This window comes from Trujillonella endophytica (assembly GCF_900110555.1).
Lineage (GTDB): Bacteria > Actinomycetota > Actinomycetes > Mycobacteriales > Geodermatophilaceae > Trujillonella > Trujillonella endophytica.
The window spans coordinates 109191-124971 of sequence record NZ_FOEE01000002.1 but is presented as its reverse complement, the minus strand read 5'-3'; the positions used below and the strand labels follow the sequence as shown (position 1 = coordinate 124971).

The following is a 15781-nucleotide window of genomic DNA, read 5'->3' as shown; positions in this document are numbered from 1 at the left end:
GAGGAGACGACGGACCATGCGAACGAGGAACCTGAAGGCGATCGGCGCGACGTGCGCCGTGCTGCTCGCCATGGCCGCCTGCGGCGGCGACGACGAGTCCGACGGCGGGGACAGCGGCGGGGGCGGGGCCGGTGGCACCCCGGACAGCATCACGATCGGTGTGGTGACCTCGCTGACCGGGCCGACCGCCGCGACGTACGGCGACGCGGCGCAACGTGGCGTCGACGCCCGCCTGGCCGCGTACGCCGACGAGGGCGGCGCGTGCTCGGACGTGGACTTCGAGGTGGTCGTCGCCGACGACGCGTCCAGCCCGGCGGGGGCGCTGTCGGCCTACCAGAAGCTGATCCAGCAGGACGAGGTCTACGCGGTGCTGTCCGCGAGTGCCTTCACCTTCGGCGCGGCCCAGTACCTGACCACCCAGGCCCAGGACGTCCCCGTCCTCGGTGACGCCTCGGACCAGAACCCGGTGTGGGTGCAGACCGACAACAACCTGTTCCCGGCCACGCCCATCCAGAACCCGGGCGCGGTGTACGAGACCATCGGCAAGTACCTGGACACCGTCGGGGCGACGAGGATCGGCGGGGCCGCGTTCGGGGTCAGCGAGAGCTCGCAGAACGCCCTCCAGGCGGCCGTGGACTCCGCGGCGGCGGTCGGGATCGACGAGGGCTACGTGAACAAGGACGTGCCCTTCGGCAGCAGTGACGTCGGCGCGATCGTCCTCGGCATCCGGGACTCCGGCGCCGACGCGCTGTACCTGCCGATCACCCTCGACACCACCCTGGCCATCGCGACGGGGCTGAGGCAGGCCGACATCGAGATGGCGGCCATCCTCGCCGCCACCGGCTACGGCAACGACCTGCTCCAATCGGCACCGGCGGTCGAGGCGGCCCAGGGGGTCAGCTTCTCGATCGCCTACGCCCCGGTCGAGCTGGAGACCGAGGCGACCCGGCAGCTGCAGAGCGCGCTGCAGGACCAGGGCTCCGCGACCGGCATCCCCACCTACACCGAGATCGCCGGCTGGAACGACACCGACCTCCTGCTCCACGGCCTGGAGGGGGCCGGCTGCGACGCGTCGGGAGCGGAGTTCATCTCCTTCCTCCAGGGTGACGCGACCTGGGACAGCAACGGCCTCTTCCCCCAGACCGTGGACTTCACGACCGACAGCGTGGACGAGCTGTGCCAGTACTTCGTCACGCTCGAGGGGGAGGAGTTCGTGCCCGTCGAAGGCGCGTCCCCGCTGTGCGGTGCCCTGATCGAGTAGAGATGCCGCACGCCGACCTGCCGGCCCCGGCGCGAGGGCTCCTCGCGCCGGGGCCGGCGACCGCCGCCCGTCCCCCCGACAGGAGCAGCACATGAGACGACGACAGATCGGCGAGCTCGAGGTCTCGGTCCTCGGCATCGGCGGCAACAACTTCGGCACGAACTTCTTCGGCCGCGGCTGCGACGCCGGGGAGGTGGACCGCATCCTGCGGACCGGGCTCGACGCAGGGGTGAACCTGGTCGACACCGCCGAGGAGTACAGCATCACCTCGTTCCTCGGCGAGGGGCACTCGGAGGAGCTGATCGGCGCGGCCCTCGGGGCGCGGCGGGACGAGGCCGTCCTGTCGACGAAGTTCCTCAACTCCGACGCCGGGAACCCCGGCGAGCGGGGAGCGGCCCGGATCATCGCCGCCGTCGAGGCGAGCCTCGGCCGGCTGCGCACCGACCGCATCGACCTCTACCAGCAGCACTTCCCCGACCCGGACACCCCCGTCGACGAGGTGCTCGAGGCGCTGTCGCGGCTCGTCGCCGACGGCAAGGTCCGCGAGATCGGCTGGTGCAACGCCGCGCCCGAGCAGGTCCACGACGCCGCCGCGGCCGTGCAGCGCTCGGGCAGCCGCCCGTTCCGCTCCTGCCAGCTGCAGTACAGCCTGCTCGAGCGCCCGGCCGACGAGCTGCTCGCCGCGCTCACCCGGACCGGCACCGTCGTGCTCGCCTACTTCCCCCTGGCCAGCGGGCTGCTGTCGGGCAAGTACCACCGCGGGCAGCCCCCGCCGGCGGACTCCCGGCTGGCCTCCGACGCCCTCGTGGCGACGATCCTCCGGGACGGCGTCATGTCCAAGCAGCCGCTGCTGTCCGACGCGCGGCTGACCACCGTGGACGAGCTCGCCGCGTTCGCGGCCGACTCCGGCCACTCGCTGCTGGAACTGGCCCTGTCCTGGGTGGCCGCCCAGCCGTCCGTGGCCTCGGTCCTCACCGGCGTCACGAGCCCGGGACAGGTCACCGCCAACGCAGCCGCGCTGGACTGGCTGCTGACCCCCGACGAGTGCGCCGCCGTGGACGCCATCGTCGCCCGCGAAGCCGACGGAGCCGAGTCCTGACCGGTCGCGTCCAGGGCGAGGTCGCCTTCATCACCGGTGCCGCGCGCGGCCGGTGCAGGGTCGGTCCGGCGTCACCCGAGAGCCGCGATCACCGGCCCGGTCCGTGCCCGGCGAGCGTCGCGCCCCGCTGCCAGCGGCGGTGCATCCGGTGCCAGCCGAGCGCGAGCCGGTTCCTGGGGGACCGCCCCCGGACGACGGCCACGACGCACACCCAGGCCGCGGCTGCAGCGAACGCCAGCGCGCTCATGGGACCGACCCTCGGGCGTCGTCCATCCGCTGAGGGTCCCACCCACCCGGCCGGGCGTCGTCGTTCCGAGCGCGCGGGCCGGGCCCGGCGGGGCGGGCTCACCCAGGTGAGGTGAGGCGGACGCCCCCGGCTGCGCCCAGGCTGCCACCGGATCCGTCGGGGCCGTGACGGCATCCGTCCGGCCTGTCGAGAGGTGCGTCAGATGTCGTTCTGGGACGTGGTGTGGTTCATCATCATCGGCTACGCGTTCGTCGCCTACCTGATCCTGCTCTTCTCGATCATCCACGACCTGTTCCGGGATCGGGACGTCTCGGGGTTCGCGAAGGCCGTGTGGGTGCTCGGACTGATCCTGCTGCCACTGCTCACCGCCCTCGTCTACGTGATCGTCCGCGGGCAGGGGATGGCGCGACGGGCGGTGGCGCGCGCGGAGGAGCAGGAGCGCCAGCGGGACGAGTACATCCGCCAGGTCGCCGGCCGCCCCGCCCCGGCCAGCCCCACGGACCAGATCGCGCAGGCGCGGGCGCTGTTCGACGCCGGCGCGATCTCCCAGTCGGAGTACGAGGCGCTGAAGAGCAAGGCGCTCGTCTGACCGCTGCGCCCTCTCGGGCACCCGCACGCGACGGAGGAACCGGCCATGACCCAGCTGGACCGTCCCGTGGCCCCCTCCCGCCCGGATCCTCCGCTGACCGTCGACGAGCGCGCCGAGCTCGACCGGCTGCGCCGCGAGGTGCAGGCCCTGCACGTGGGTCCGCGGCCGCGGACGGGGTTCCGGTGGCGCTCCCTGGTGGCGGTCGTGCTGATCGTGCTCGGCTGCGTGCTGGCCCCGGTCGCCGGCCTCGCCGTGTGGACGAACAACCAGCTGTCGGACACCGATCGCTTCGTGCGGAGCGTGGGCCCCCTGGTCGACGACCCGGACGTGCAGTCGGCGCTCACCGGCCGGCTCACCGAGACGGTCTTCACCTACGTCGACGTGCAGACGCTCGCCGACGACGCCGTCGACGCGCTGGAGGGCGTCGGCGTGCCGCCGCTCCTGGTGGACCGGCTCGGGACGTTCACCCCGACGATCACGTCCGCCGTGGAGAACTTCGTCCGCGAGCGCATCGCCCAGCTGGTGGCCGGTCCCGCGTTCGAGGCGGTCTGGGACCGGGCGATCGCGACCGCGCACGACCGGCTGGACGCGGTGCTGTCCGGCGACAGTGACGGCGTCGTGGTCCAGGACGGCGCGGTGTACCTGCAGCTCGGCCCGTTCGTCGACCTCGTCAAGGAGCGGCTGAGCGACGCGGGGCTGACCGCGGTCTCGCTGATCCCGGACGTCAATCCGACCGTGGAGCTGGCCCAGGCCGACACCCTGGTGCGCGCGCAGACGGCCTACGACACCCTGAACACGGTCGCCGGCGTGCTGCCCTGGGTCGTGCTGCTCCTGTTCGTCGCGGGCATCTACCTGGCCCGCAACCGGCTCCGCGCCCTGGTCGGTACCGGCCTGGGGCTGGCCCTGTCGATGGTGGTCCTCGCCGCGGGTCTCCTGGTCGCCCGCAGCCTGCTGGTCGACGCGGTGCCGGCCGCCGCGGCGCCGGCCGCGGGATCGGGCTTCGACATCGTGGTCACCTACCTGCGGTACGGCCTCCGTGCGCTGCTCGTGCTCGGGCTGGTGCTCGCGCTCGCCGGCTTCCTCGCCGGCCGGTCGGAGACCGCGGTGGGCATCCGGAGCTGGACGAAGGAACGTCTGCACTCCATCCGCGGCGGACCGTCGCCCGACGGGCGGGTCGGCACCTGGGCGCGCCGGCACGTGCGGGGCCTGCGGATCGCCGCGGTGGCGCTCGCCGTCCTGGTGTTCGTGTTCCTGACCGAGCCCACGGGCGCGGCGATCCTGGTCATCGCCGCGTTGCTCCTGGTGGTGCTGGCCGTGATCGAGTTCCTGGCCCGGCCGGCGACCGCGCCGGCCGACCGGGTGGAGGCCTCGCGGGAGGCGCCGCCGCCGGGTCCGGCGCGTTAGTGCAGGAAGGCCTTGAGCGCGATGAGGCCGACACCGACGAGGGCGATCCCGGCCCCCTGGAGCAGCGCGCGCGGCACCCGGGAACCCGAGAACCGGGCCGCCCAGTAGCCGTAGAAGCCGATGAGCGCCAGCCCGCTCCACTTGGCGACGGTGAGGGCGGTGTCGAGCTCGATGACGCTCAGGGCCGCCAGCACGAAGAAGACGTCGGGGAACGCGACGCCGAACGCGACCGCGAGGGCGTCGTCGAGCATCTCCCGCACCTCGGCCCGGGCCACGCGGCGCCGCTCCCGCGTCTCGAAGCCGATGATCTCGCTGTAGAGCTCGGCCAGCGCGACCGCGGCCGCACTGCCGAGGAACCAGCCGATCACCACCCCGGTGGGCGGGGGATGGCTCTCGACGACCACGACCAGGGCGAGCCCGATGATCGATCCGTAGACCACGCGCGCGACCTGGCGCGAGCCGAGGTGCGTCGCGAGGGTCGGGCGCATGCCCGCCAGGGTCACCGGCGTCGTCGGGGCGCCGCACCGCCTGTCCGGGGTGAGGCTCCGCCGCGGGGTCAGCCGGCCCGGTCCTCCCGCCGGTCCTCCCGCCGGGCCACCCGCCGACGGTGCCGGCGCAGCACCCCCAGCCCGATCCACAGGACCGCGCCGACGGCGGCGGAGACGAGGGTGAACAGCCACAGCGGCCAGGTGAAGCCCCAGAGGAGGAAGTCGAACCGCACGTCGTTGCGGTTCTGCACCACGAAGACGACGAGCAGGCCGGCCCCGACGAGCGTGGCTATCACCCCACCGCCCAGCCGGGCGCGTCCGGGTGCGTCCACGGGGCCGGTGGTGCCTCCCGGCCGGGAACCCGCCTGGGCCATGACCGCCTCCTCCGTCGGCACGACGGCGCGCAGCCGCCTCGTCCGTCGGAACGACGGTGGCGCCGGCGCCGGCGCCGCGCCTCATCCGCCGCGGATGAGGTGCGGCGGCCGGCACCCGGCGACCCTCGGGCCGGGACGCGGTCGGCGTGTCCACGGACGCACGGGAAGAGGAGCGACCATGAGCGCTGAGGTGTCGAGCGCATCCCCGGGTGCCCCGCCCGTGCGGCACTCACGGGCCGGCCGGATCGCCCTGGCGGTCCTCGGCGCAGCGGCGGTCGTCGTCGGGGGAGTGCTGCTGGCCAACCCCGTCGCCGCCGCCCGGACCCTGGCCCTGCTCCTCGGCCTCGCCCTCGTCGTCACCGGATTCCTGGAGATCGCGGTGGGATGGGACACCGACCGGCGCGGCACGACGACGGTGCTGGGCGCCGTCCTGGTCGTCGGGGGGCTCCTCGCGGCCTTCTGGCCCGACGTCACGCTGTGGACGCTGGCCGTGCTCACCGGGGTGTCGCTGCTGCTGCACGGCATCGGCCGGGTCGCCGTCGCCCTGCTGGAGCGGGCGGAGATCCCCGGCTGGGGATGGCTCGCCCTGGCGGGGGCCGTCAACGTCGTCGTCGGTGTGCTGGTCCTGACCTGGCCCGAGGCCACCGTGCTGGTCCTGTCGCTGCTGCTCGGCGCCCAGATCCTGGTGTTCGGCCTGATCGTCCTGACGGCGGCGTTCCTCACCCCGCGGTCCGGCATCTAGCGCGCGGCCGGGGCGCGGGGAGCCGGGTCGTGCGACCGGTCCCCGCGCCCACGGCAGGAGTCAGGTGTCGCGGAGCTCGCGTCCGTGCACGGTCAGGGCGTAGATCACCAGCACGTCGACGGTGATGATGATGACGCTCCACACGGGGTAGGCCTCGATGAACGTGAGGTTGACGAGCGCGCTGAGCCCGGCCAGGCCGACGCCGACGATGCGGGCCAGCATGTTGCCCCCCAGCACGCCGATCCCGGCCGCGAAGATCGTGATCCCCAGGAGCAGGTGCACCCAGCCCCAGACGGTGTAGTCGACGTCGATCACGAGGCCGCTCTCGGTCACGTGGTAGAAGCCGTCGTCGAAGATCGCGACCAGGCCCTGGATGGCCTGGAAGAACCCCAGCATGATCATGATGACGCCGGCGAACACGACCCAGCCGGTCCAGCCGGTCGGTGGTGAGCCGTTGTTGTAGGCGACGCGGGTGGTGTCCACTTCCGGACGGGACGAGCCAACGGCGGCCATCGGGGACTCCTCGGGTGCGACGGACCGGGTCCGAACGCCCGGCTGGCGCCCAACGTCCCGCCCGCCCGCGGTCGGGACGTCATGCGTTGTGGGTGAAGCCGGACGTCACGAGCGGTCGGGGAGCTCCTCGGCGGCCGGGACGTCCTCGGCCTCGCGCCGGGCGACGGCGGTGTGGACGGCGCCGAGGACGACCTTGGCCAGCACGCCCACGGTCACGAGGCCGACGAGCATCTGGACGGTGACCAGGACCCGCGCCAGCTGGGATACCGGCGCGATGTCGCCGAACCCGACGGTCGCGAACACCGTGATCGTGAAGTACAGGCCGTCGGTCCGGTTCAGCGGCTCGGTGAAGGCCCCGGACTGCTCCGCTGCGACGACCCAGTAGGCGGAGGCGAACACCACCCACAGCGTCGGCAGGGTCACCGCCACCGCGCGGATCGCCCGGAGCCTCGGCTGCCGGGAGCGGAGGATCCCGCGGAGCTGGACCGCGACGACCACGCCGACCAGGCCCAGGGCGACCAGGAAGAGCAGGCCGGTGGCGCCGTCGAGCGGCCGGTCCAGTGGGGCGTCGTAGTACAGGACGAGCAGCACCGCCGTCGTCGCGGCCGAGCGCAGCAGCGACCCGGCGATCGTCCGCCCCGCGGGCGGCGGGGTAGCGCGTCCATCGGCCACCGCGGACCTCCCTCGCGTCGCCGGAACGGTCGGCGCTCGCCCCTGGCGCCGCATCGCCCGGGCCGGGGGATTCGTCCGGGGCGGGTGGTGCCGGCCGGGGACCGGCGGCGGCAGCCTGCGGGCTCCGGGCGGGCCGATCGGCGGCGCGCTCCCGGGCGGACCCCACGGAGACGGCCATGACCGAGACCGCGATCGCCGACCACGGCCTGATCGGCGACCTGCAGACCTCCGCGCTCGTCGGCACGGACGGGGCGATCGACTGGTTCTGCTGCCCCCGGTTCGACTCGCCGAGCGTGTTCGGCGCGCTGCTGGACGGCGAGCGCGGCGGCCGCTTCCGGATCCGCCCGGCGGGAACCGGGTACACGACCAGGCAGATGTACCTGGCCGACACCGCCGTGCTGGTCACCCGCTTCTTCACCGCATCGGGCCTGGGCCAGGTCGTGGACTTCATGCCGCCGGCCGGGAGCACCGCGACCGACACGCACCGGATCGTGCGGATGGTGCAGTGCGTCCGTGGCGAGATGAGATTCGAGATCGAGGTGGCCCCGCGGTTCGACTACGGCCGGCACCCCCACCGCGCCGAGGTCGGCGACCAGGGCGCCGTCTTCACGGCCAACGGGACGGCGCTGACCCTGCACGTCGTCCGCGAGCCCGAGGACGAGCGGAAGGCCCGGGTGTCGATGCGCGACCAGGATCTGCACGCGACCCTCGACCTGGTCGCGGGGGACACCCGGGGCGTCGTGCTGGAGTCGGCCGCGACGGGGCCGGCGCGGGCGATCCGCGTGGCCGAGATCCAGGAGCTGTTCGACCGGACGGTGGACTTCTGGCGCACCTGGCTGTCCCGGTCCCGCTACACCGGCCGGTGGCGGGAGTCGATCCAGCGGTCGGCGATCACCCTGAAGCTGATGACCTACGCGCCCACCGGCGGCCTGGTCGCCGCCCCCACGGCGGCGCTGCCCGAGCAGCTGGGTGGCGAGCGCAACTGGGACTACCGCTACACCTGGGTGCGCGACGCGTCGTTCTCCGTGCACGCGCTGCTCCGCCTGGGCATGGTCGACGAGGCCGCCCGCTTCGGGGGCTGGCTCGGCGACCGGATCCGTGAGCGGGCCGGCAGCGACAGCGGACCGCTCAACATCATGTACCGCATCGACGGGTCCTCCGACCTCAAGGAGGACGTGCTCGACCACTGGTCCGGCTACCGGAACTCGGCACCCGTCCGGGTCGGCAACGGCGCCGCCGAGCAACTGCAGCTCGACATCTACGGCGAGGCACTGGACGCCCTGTACGCCGCCGGCCGGGCCGGCGTCGAGGTCCCGCACCGCGGCTGGGCGACGATCAGCGGCGTCCTGGACTGGCTGGCCGACAACTGGGACCAGCCGGAGGAGGGCATCTGGGAGACCCGCGGCGGCCGGCAGGCGTTCACCTACGGGCGCGTGATGTGCTGGGTCGCCTTCGACCGGGGCATCCGGATGGCCGTCGAGCACGGCCGCCCGGCCGCGCTCGAGCGGTGGACCGCGGAGCGGGACCGGATCTACCGGCAGGTGATGGACCAGGGGTTCTCGCCCCGGCGGCGGGCGTTCGTCCAGCACTACGAGACCGACGTGCTGGACTCCTCGCTGCTGCGGATGCCGACGGTCGGCTTCGTCGCCGGCACCGACCCGCTGTGGCTGAGCACGCTCGAGGCGATGGACCACGAACTGGTCACCGACAGCCTGGTCTACCGCTACGACCCCGAGGCCTCGCCGGACGGGCTGCAGGGGTCGGAGGGCACCTTCTCGCTGTGCTCGTTCGCCTACGTCGACGCCCTCACCCGCGCCGGCCGTGTCCAGGACGCCCGGAACGCGTTCGAGAAGATGCTGACCTACGCCAACCACGTCGGGCTCTACTCCGAGGAGATCGCCCTGACCGGTGAGCAGATCGGCAACTTCCCGCAGGCCTTCACCCACCTAGCCCTCATCGACGCGGCCGTCACCCTCGACGCCGCGATGGACCGCGCGGGCGGCTGACCCGCACCGGGGACCGCGGCGGTGACCTTCGAGGAGGCCATGGACCGGGTGGCCCAGGCCTTCGAGGGGATCGCCGCCGTCGTCCTCGGGGTGGGGCTCGTCGTGTCGGTGGTGCTCGGCGTCCGGGCCCGGGGCCGCACGCCGGGCCCGCACCCGGCGTACCGCGTGCTGCGGCAGTCCTTCGGCGGCGCCATCCTGCTGGCCCTGGAGCTGCTCGTCGCCGCCGACCTCCTCCGGACCGTTGCCGTGGAGGCGACGCTGGAGAGCGTCCTGGTCCTGGCGGGGATCGTGGCGATCCGGACCGTGCTGAGCTTCTCGCTCGAGACGGAGATCGAGGGGGTCGTGCCCTGGCGCCGACGGGCCCAGGAGGGCGGGTCCGCCGACCCGCGCCCGCCGGATCCCTGACCGGGGCGCCCCCTCAGGGGGTGGCGGATCGGCGGTCCTTCGCGGCGCGGGGGATGAGGAGGGCCACCACGAAGCCGATGACGGCGAAGCCGCCGACGACGACCAGCGCCGTCGCGAACGGCGTCCCGCCCGGGGTCGCCGCTCCGACCAGCACCGATCCGGCGATCGCCACGCCGAGCGACGAGCCCAGGTTGGACACGCTCCGCGAGACGCCGGAGATGTCGCCCTGCACCTCTTCCGGCGAGCTGGACTGCACCAGGTTCACCGAGGCGGTGAGCATGATCCCGACCCCGGCGCCCATCAGGAACAGGCCGGGTGCGAACGTCCAGACCGCGGAGGTCTCGCGGGCCAGCGCCAGCAGTACGCCGAGGCCGATCACCGTGAGGCCGAAGCCGCCGCGGATCAGCCGGCGCGGGGAGTGCCGCTTGGCCATCCGCCCCGCGATCGCCGACGTGGCGAGGACGCCGACCGTGGCGGGGAGCAGCATGAGCCCGGTCTCGATGGCGGAGTAGCCGCGGACCTGCTGGAGGAACACCGAGATCACGAAGAACGAGCCCTGGAGCACCAGCCACTGCAGGGTCTGGGTGGTCAGGCCGAGGTTGGACGTGCGGTTGCGGAACAGGCCCAGCGACACCAGCGGTGCCCGGCCCGCCGCCTCCCGTCGCCGCAGGTGCCAGACGAACCAGCCGAGGAAGACGACGCCGATGGCGGCCAGGATCCACACCGGGGAGATGCCGCCGGCGGGGATCAGGACGACGTCGCCGATGGTGAAGTCCTCCCGCGAGCTGCCCCAGCCGTAGGTCCCGGACTGGAGGACGCCGAACACCACGAAGAACAGGCCCAGCGCGGACAGCACGGCACCGAGCAGGTCGAAGTGCGGCCGCTCGGCGGGCAGCGGCGGGTCGACGATCCGCCGGGCCAGCAGGGCGATGGCCGCCACGACCAGGACCTGGAGCACGAAGGCGGCCCGCCAGCTGATGGCGCTGGTCACCAGGCCGCCGATCAGCGGCCCCGCGGCGGAGCCGATGCCGGCCGCGCCGCTCACCACCCCGAAGTACTTGGCGCGGGTGCTGAGGTCCGGGAACAGCACGGTCACGAGGATGTAGATCGGGGGGATGAGCAGCGCGGACCCGATCCCCTGGAGCACCGAGTAGCCGACGATCAGCAGCCCGATGCCCTGGGCGAACGTGGCGATCAGGGCGCCGGCGCCGTAGACGAGCAGACCGGCGATGAAGCAGAACTTGCGGCCCCAGATGTCGGTGAGCTTGCTCCCGGGGATCATCAGCGCGGCCATCGTGAGCGTGAACAGCGTGATCGACGTCTGGATGCTCGACACCGGGGTGTCGAGGTCGTCGGCGATCGTGGTGATGGCGACGTTCATGTTGGACCCGGCGAAGCTGCAGATGAACTGCGCCAGGGCGAGCGGCAGGACGACCGCACCGGCGACCGATGCGACGCCGGGCCCGGGGGCTGCGGTCTTCGTCATGGCGGCGTCAGCAGGTCGAGCCGACGGCGTCGACGAGCGAGCCGACGTCGTCCACGAGGGTGGTGACCGCCGTGCCGACGGCCTGGAGGGTGGCCGCCGACGGGTTCGCGGCGGCGTCGCTCACCGCGCTCCCGACGGCCGAGGCGCTGGTGCTCAGCGCGTCGGCCTCAGAGCGGTACTGGCCCCGGGCGTCGTCGACGACCTGCTCCACGTCGTCCTGCACGGCCGCCAACGCGTCCTGCACCGCGGAGATGCCGCCGTCGCGCACCGGCACGTCGGCCAGGGCGCCCACGGAGGTCCGCAGGTCGGTGAGGGAGGAGCACAGCGCCGCCGTGCCGGTGGCGGCGGACGCCGAGGCCGATCCGGTCGGGGAGGCGCTCGTCGACTCCGCACCCGGCGAGGGGTCGTCGTCGGAGCAGCCCCCCACGAGGGCGCCGGTGAGCAGCACGAGAAGGAGGCCCGCGGGCGGCAGTCGCATGCGTGCAGGGTCGCGGCGGGGAACGCGGCGGGGATCGCCCGCCGCGGATGAGCGGCCGCCGGGGGACGGCCATCCGGTCGGCGGTTCATCCGGGGGAGGGGAGGCGGGCCACCGGGTCGGGGGGCACGCTGCGCCGGACCGGCGGCGGAGAGGTGGCGCAGATGGGTCCTCCTGGCTCGGAGCACCCGCCCCGGCGGGCCCACGCCGGCGTCGTCACGCGGCTGCTGGCCGCCTGCGTGGACGCGCTCGTCGTCGTCCTCCTGGCGGTCGCCGCCGACCTGGCCGCGGCGGGGATCCGTTTCGTGTGGTCCCCCCGCGACTTCCGGTGGCCACAGATCTCCCTCCTGGCGACGACGACGGCGCTGACGGCACTCGCGGTGGTCTACCTGGCGGTGGCCTGGGCCGTGGCGGGCCGGACCTACGGCGCCCGCCTCCTGGGGCTGCGGGTCCTGTCGGAGGGACACGGGCTGCTGGGCTGGGCGCGCTCGGGACTGCGCGCGCTGGCCTGCGTGGTCTTCCCCGCCGGCCTGCTCTGGTGCGCGATCAGCCCCGGCCGCCGCTCGCTGCAGGACCTGCTGGTCCGGTCGGTCGTCGTCTACGACGTGCACCCCTTCGTGGCCGCTGCCGCCGACGGCAGCCCGGCGGTCACCTCCGCGTGAACTCGGCGCCGCCCCGGCGTCACGACGGTGCGGGATGGGGACGGCGCAGGAGCCGGTCGACCCAGCGGGACACCGCCTCGTCGGCCTGCATCCCCTCGGTGCGCACGACCCGCGCCGCCTGGGAGGACACCGCGCTGCTGGACTCCCGCAGGATCTCCGGGAGGTCGACGGCGGCGAGCACCGAACGGGTGAGCGCGACCAGATCGAGCCGGGCGAGGACCGCGTCGAGATCCACCCGCGAGACCAGGGCGTCGGGATCGATGCGCCGCACGACGGCGTCGAGGTCGATGCGCCGCACGACGGCGTCGAGGTCGATCCGGCGGACGACGGCGTCGAGGTCGATCCGGGCGGCGAGCCCGTCCAGGTCGAGGCGGGCCGCGATCCCGTTCAGGTCCACGCGGTGCAGGACCGCGTCGAGGTCCACCCGGGACAGGATCGTGTCGAGGTCGACGCGCCCGACCAGACCGTCGACGTCGAGGCGGGCGGCGACCCCGTCGAGGTCCACGCGGAACAGCACCGCGTCGAGGTCCACCCGCGCGATCAGGCCGTCGAGGTCCAGCCGGTCCAGGGCGGCGTCCAGGTCGGTGCGCGCCACCACGGCGTCGACGTCGAGCGCGGCCGCGAGCGTGTCCAGGTCGACGTGCCGGCGGACCAGGTCGGTGACGTCGAGCGCGGTGAGCGCGGCCTCCGCCGCCCAGCGCACCGCCTCGGCCGCCGCCCGGGCCAGCCGCTCCCGCATCCGCTGCGCCCGGTCGTCCAGCCCGGCTGCCAGCCCGGCGGCCAGCCGGTCGGCGCCGCCCGGCAGCACGCGGATCGTCCGTGCCACGGCGCCGGCCACGCCCGCGGTCACCGCGCCCAGCGCTGAGGTCCCCACCCGCCGGACCCCCAGCCCGATGGTCAGGTCGAGATGCCGCAGCTCCCGCCGTCCTACCGGAGCGCCGCGCCGTCGCCGGTCCAGGTCCACGGCGGCAGCGTCCCCCGCCCCGGCGCCGCCTTCGTCATCCGGAGCGGGTGATGCCGGGCGCTCGCCGCGCTTCGCACACTCCGGGGACGCCGCCGCCGGGCTCGTCGATGCCGGCCCGCGGCGCGGGCAACCGGCCCCGGCTGCCCTCCGACGCAGCCCAGGAGTTGGCATGGCGACCTTGACCGTCTGGAAGTTCGACTCGGCCGGTGGAGCGGCGAACGCGCTCGCGATGCTCGAGCGGATGCAGAAGGAGGAACTGCTGCAGATCGTCGACGGCGCCTACGTCTACTGGCCCGACGGGAAGAAGCGGCCGAAGACCGAGCAGTTGCACAGCACCGCCGGCGGCGGCGCGCTCGGCGGCAGCTTCTGGGGTCTGCTGTTCGGGCTGATCTTCTTCGTCCCGCTGCTCGGCATGGCCGTGGGTGCGGCGATGGGTGCGCTGGCCGGGTCGATGACCGACGTCGGCATCGACGACCAGTTCATCCGCGAGGTCCGCGAGCAGGTCACGCCCGGCACCTCCGCGCTGTTCGTGATGACCTCGCACGTCGTCGCCGACAAGGTGATCGAGGAGTTCCGGCACAGTGGCGCCACGCTGGTGTCCACCAACCTCTCGAACGAGCAGGAGGCCGCGCTGCGCGAGGCCTTCGCCGAGGCCGAGGCCGAGGCCGAGTAGCCGAGCGGCCGAGGCCGGGCAGCCGGGCCGGCGCGGCCGGCCGGCGGCGGTGCGGGGTACGCGTTCCCCGCACCGCCCGCTCGTCCTCACCTCCGCCGGGGGATGCCCCCCCGGCACCGCCGGGGCACCGTCCCCGGCACAGCGCAGCGGGGGCCGCCGACCGACGAGGGACATCCCATGACGAGAAGCACCACGACGCGCCGCAAGCGGGCCGCGACCCCCGCACCGACCCCGCCGGCGCCGCGGGAACGGCGTGCCGCGCAGGGGAGGGCGGCGCGCGCGGAGGTGCCCCGGGAGAGCCACGCCCAGTTCACGCCGGGACCCGACCGCGCCGATCCGATCAGCCTGCTCGAGGGGCAGGGACTGGACCGGGTCCCGGAGCTGCTGCCGATCCGGTACGGGCGCATGGCGTCCTCGGAGTTCGCCTTCTTCCGCGGCGCGGCCCTGCCGATGGCCAGCGACCTGGCGCGCACGCCCCGGTCCGGGCTGACCGTGCAGGCCTGCGGCGACGCGCACCTGTCCAACTTCGGGCTGTTCGCCTCCCCCGAGCGGCGCCTGGTCTTCGACATCAACGACTTCGACGAGACCACGCCCGGACCGTGGGAGTGGGACGTCAAGCGGCTCGCCGCGAGCCTGGAGATCGCGGGCCGCTCCAACGGCTACCCGGCCAAGGCCCGCCGGCGGATCGTCCTGGCCGCGGTGGCGGCGTACCGGCGGGCGATGCGCGAGTTCGCCGGCATGGACGCGCTCGGCGTCTGGTACGCGCACGCGGACATGGCCCGCGTGCAGGACGTGATCTCCCGGCCGCTCACCGACCGCCAGCGCAAGACCCTCGCGAAGACCGCGGCGAAGGCGCAGACCAAGGACAACATGGGCGCCCTGAGCCGGTTCGCCGCGGTCCACGACGGCGTCGCGCAGATCGACGCCGAGCCGCCGCTGGTCGTTCCGCTGCGGGACCTGATCGCCGACCCGGCCGAGGCGCGGGCCGCGGAGGACGGCGTCCGGGAGATCCTGTGGACCTACGCGCAGACGCTGGAACCCGAGCGGCGGGTGCTGCTCGACCGGTACCGGCTGGTGGACCTGGCACGGAAGGTGGTCGGCGTCGGCAGCGTGGGCACGCGGTCCTGGATGTTCCTGTTCCTCGAGGACGACACGTACCCGTTGTTCCTCCAGGCGAAGGAGGCGGGGCCGTCGGTGCTCGAGGCCTTCGCCGGCCCGAGCGGGTTCGACAACGCCGGCCAGCGGGTCGTCGTCGGCCAGCGGCTGATGCAGGCGGTCAGCGACATCTTCCTCGGCTTCGTCCGGGTGCCCGGCCTCGACGGCGTCCCGCGCGACTTCTACGTCCGCCAGCTGCGCGACTGGAAGGGCTCGGTCGAGGTCGAGGCGATGGTTCCCGAGGGGATGGTGGCCTACGGCGAGATCTGCGGGTGGACCCTCGCCCGGGCGCACGCCAGGTCCGGCGACCGCGTCGCCTTGGCCGCGTACCTGGGTGGTGGCCCCGCCTTCGACGAGGCGGTCCGGGAGTTCGCCGACGCCTACGCCGACCAGAACGAGCGCGACCACCTGGCCCTCGTGGAGGCCATCGCGGCCGGCCGGATCACCGCCGAGGCCGGCGTCTGACCTGCCGCGACCGGATCCGGACCGGAGGGGAGGCCGACGCTGAACCGGCAGGGGGCCGCGGCGATCCTGCGCCGCCTGGAGACGACGTTCCCGGGCCGGTG

The 15781-nt window shown here is 74.0% G+C and carries 18 protein-coding genes; 10 read left to right on the top strand and 8 right to left on the bottom strand.

The features are described from left to right. The first annotated feature begins 16 nt into the window (after positions 1-16). Both BMY88_RS03560 and BMY88_RS03555 read left to right on the top strand, forming a co-directional pair. Positions 17-1261 carry an ABC transporter substrate-binding protein gene (locus BMY88_RS03560; RefSeq protein ID WP_091940289.1) on the top strand — a complete coding sequence of 415 codons (1245 nt, stop codon included), beginning with the start codon at positions 17-19 and terminating at the stop codon, positions 1259-1261. A 91-nt stretch (positions 1262-1352) separates the two neighbouring features. Then, positions 1353-2360, top strand: a complete 1008-nt coding sequence (locus BMY88_RS03555; protein ID WP_091940287.1) for an aldo/keto reductase — start codon at positions 1353-1355, stop codon at positions 2358-2360. An 88-nt stretch (positions 2361-2448) separates the two neighbouring features. Here BMY88_RS03555 and BMY88_RS23690 read toward each other — a convergent pair whose 3' ends face one another. Continuing rightward, positions 2449-2607 (bottom strand): hypothetical protein, encoded by a 159-nt coding sequence (locus tag BMY88_RS23690; protein ID WP_170860948.1) that lies wholly within the window; start codon positions 2605-2607, stop codon positions 2449-2451. A gap of 202 nt (positions 2608-2809) precedes the next feature. Between BMY88_RS23690 and BMY88_RS03550 the strand changes: the two genes are divergently transcribed. Further along, complete coding sequence (locus tag BMY88_RS03550; RefSeq protein ID WP_091940285.1) at positions 2810-3196, top strand: SHOCT domain-containing protein; 387 nt, start codon at positions 2810-2812, stop codon at positions 3194-3196. 45 nt (positions 3197-3241) lie between these two features. Next, on the top strand, positions 3242-4600 hold the full coding sequence (locus BMY88_RS03545; protein ID WP_091940284.1) for a hypothetical protein: 1359 nt from the start codon (positions 3242-3244) through the stop codon (positions 4598-4600). On the opposite strand, the gene BMY88_RS03540 is transcribed toward BMY88_RS03545, so the two are convergent. Continuing rightward, positions 4597-5088 carry a hypothetical protein gene (locus BMY88_RS03540; protein WP_139220388.1) on the bottom strand — a complete coding sequence of 164 codons (492 nt, stop codon included), beginning with the start codon at positions 5086-5088 and terminating at the stop codon, positions 4597-4599. The genes BMY88_RS03545 and BMY88_RS03540 overlap by 4 nt on opposite strands. A gap of 68 nt (positions 5089-5156) precedes the next feature. Further along, positions 5157-5420 carry a lipopolysaccharide assembly protein LapA domain-containing protein gene (locus tag BMY88_RS03535; RefSeq protein WP_170860947.1) on the bottom strand — a complete coding sequence of 88 codons (264 nt, stop codon included), beginning with the start codon at positions 5418-5420 and terminating at the stop codon, positions 5157-5159. A 220-nt stretch (positions 5421-5640) separates the two neighbouring features. Between BMY88_RS03535 and BMY88_RS03530 the strand changes: the two genes are divergently transcribed. After that, entirely contained in the window at positions 5641-6204 is a 564-nt protein-coding gene (locus BMY88_RS03530) for an HdeD family acid-resistance protein (RefSeq protein WP_170860946.1), read from the top strand. A 60-nt stretch (positions 6205-6264) separates the two neighbouring features. Here BMY88_RS03530 and BMY88_RS03525 read toward each other — a convergent pair whose 3' ends face one another. Then, positions 6265-6687 (bottom strand): DUF7144 family membrane protein, encoded by a 423-nt coding sequence (locus BMY88_RS03525; protein WP_244524429.1) that lies wholly within the window; start codon positions 6685-6687, stop codon positions 6265-6267. Between the two features lie 135 nt (positions 6688-6822). Beyond that, positions 6823-7389 carry a potassium channel family protein gene (locus BMY88_RS03520; RefSeq protein ID WP_211435471.1) on the bottom strand — a complete coding sequence of 189 codons (567 nt, stop codon included), beginning with the start codon at positions 7387-7389 and terminating at the stop codon, positions 6823-6825. A 176-nt stretch (positions 7390-7565) separates the two neighbouring features. On the opposite strand from BMY88_RS03520, the gene BMY88_RS03515 reads away from it, so the two are divergent. Both BMY88_RS03515 and BMY88_RS03510 read left to right on the top strand, forming a co-directional pair. Beyond that, positions 7566-9395 (top strand): glycoside hydrolase family 15 protein, encoded by a 1830-nt coding sequence (locus BMY88_RS03515; protein WP_091940272.1) that lies wholly within the window; start codon positions 7566-7568, stop codon positions 9393-9395. A 21-nt stretch (positions 9396-9416) separates the two neighbouring features. Then, a complete protein-coding gene (locus tag BMY88_RS03510; RefSeq protein ID WP_091940270.1) occupies positions 9417-9800 on the top strand; it encodes a DUF1622 domain-containing protein in 384 nt (127 codons plus the stop codon). A gap of 13 nt (positions 9801-9813) precedes the next feature. On the opposite strand, the gene BMY88_RS03505 is transcribed toward BMY88_RS03510, so the two are convergent. Continuing rightward, positions 9814-11286 carry an MFS transporter gene (locus BMY88_RS03505; RefSeq protein ID WP_091940268.1) on the bottom strand — a complete coding sequence of 491 codons (1473 nt, stop codon included), beginning with the start codon at positions 11284-11286 and terminating at the stop codon, positions 9814-9816. 7 nt (positions 11287-11293) lie between these two features. Continuing rightward, positions 11294-11764, bottom strand: coding sequence for a hypothetical protein (locus tag BMY88_RS03500; protein WP_091940266.1), 471 nt, complete (start codon positions 11762-11764; stop codon positions 11294-11296). A gap of 161 nt (positions 11765-11925) precedes the next feature. On the opposite strand from BMY88_RS03500, the gene BMY88_RS03495 reads away from it, so the two are divergent. After that, complete coding sequence (locus tag BMY88_RS03495; protein ID WP_170860945.1) at positions 11926-12423, top strand: RDD family protein; 498 nt, start codon at positions 11926-11928, stop codon at positions 12421-12423. Between the two features lie 19 nt (positions 12424-12442). On the opposite strand, the gene BMY88_RS03490 is transcribed toward BMY88_RS03495, so the two are convergent. Continuing rightward, positions 12443-13387, bottom strand: a complete 945-nt coding sequence (locus BMY88_RS03490) for a hypothetical protein (protein WP_139220387.1) — start codon at positions 13385-13387, stop codon at positions 12443-12445. 169 nt (positions 13388-13556) lie between these two features. Between BMY88_RS03490 and BMY88_RS03485 the strand changes: the two genes are divergently transcribed. Both BMY88_RS03485 and BMY88_RS03480 read left to right on the top strand, forming a co-directional pair. Then, a complete protein-coding gene (locus BMY88_RS03485) occupies positions 13557-14060 on the top strand; it encodes a DUF1269 domain-containing protein (RefSeq protein WP_091940259.1) in 504 nt (167 codons plus the stop codon). A gap of 177 nt (positions 14061-14237) precedes the next feature. Then, positions 14238-15680, top strand: coding sequence for a DUF2252 domain-containing protein (locus BMY88_RS03480; RefSeq protein WP_091940257.1), 1443 nt, complete (start codon positions 14238-14240; stop codon positions 15678-15680). Positions 15681-15781: the final 101 nt, after the last annotated feature.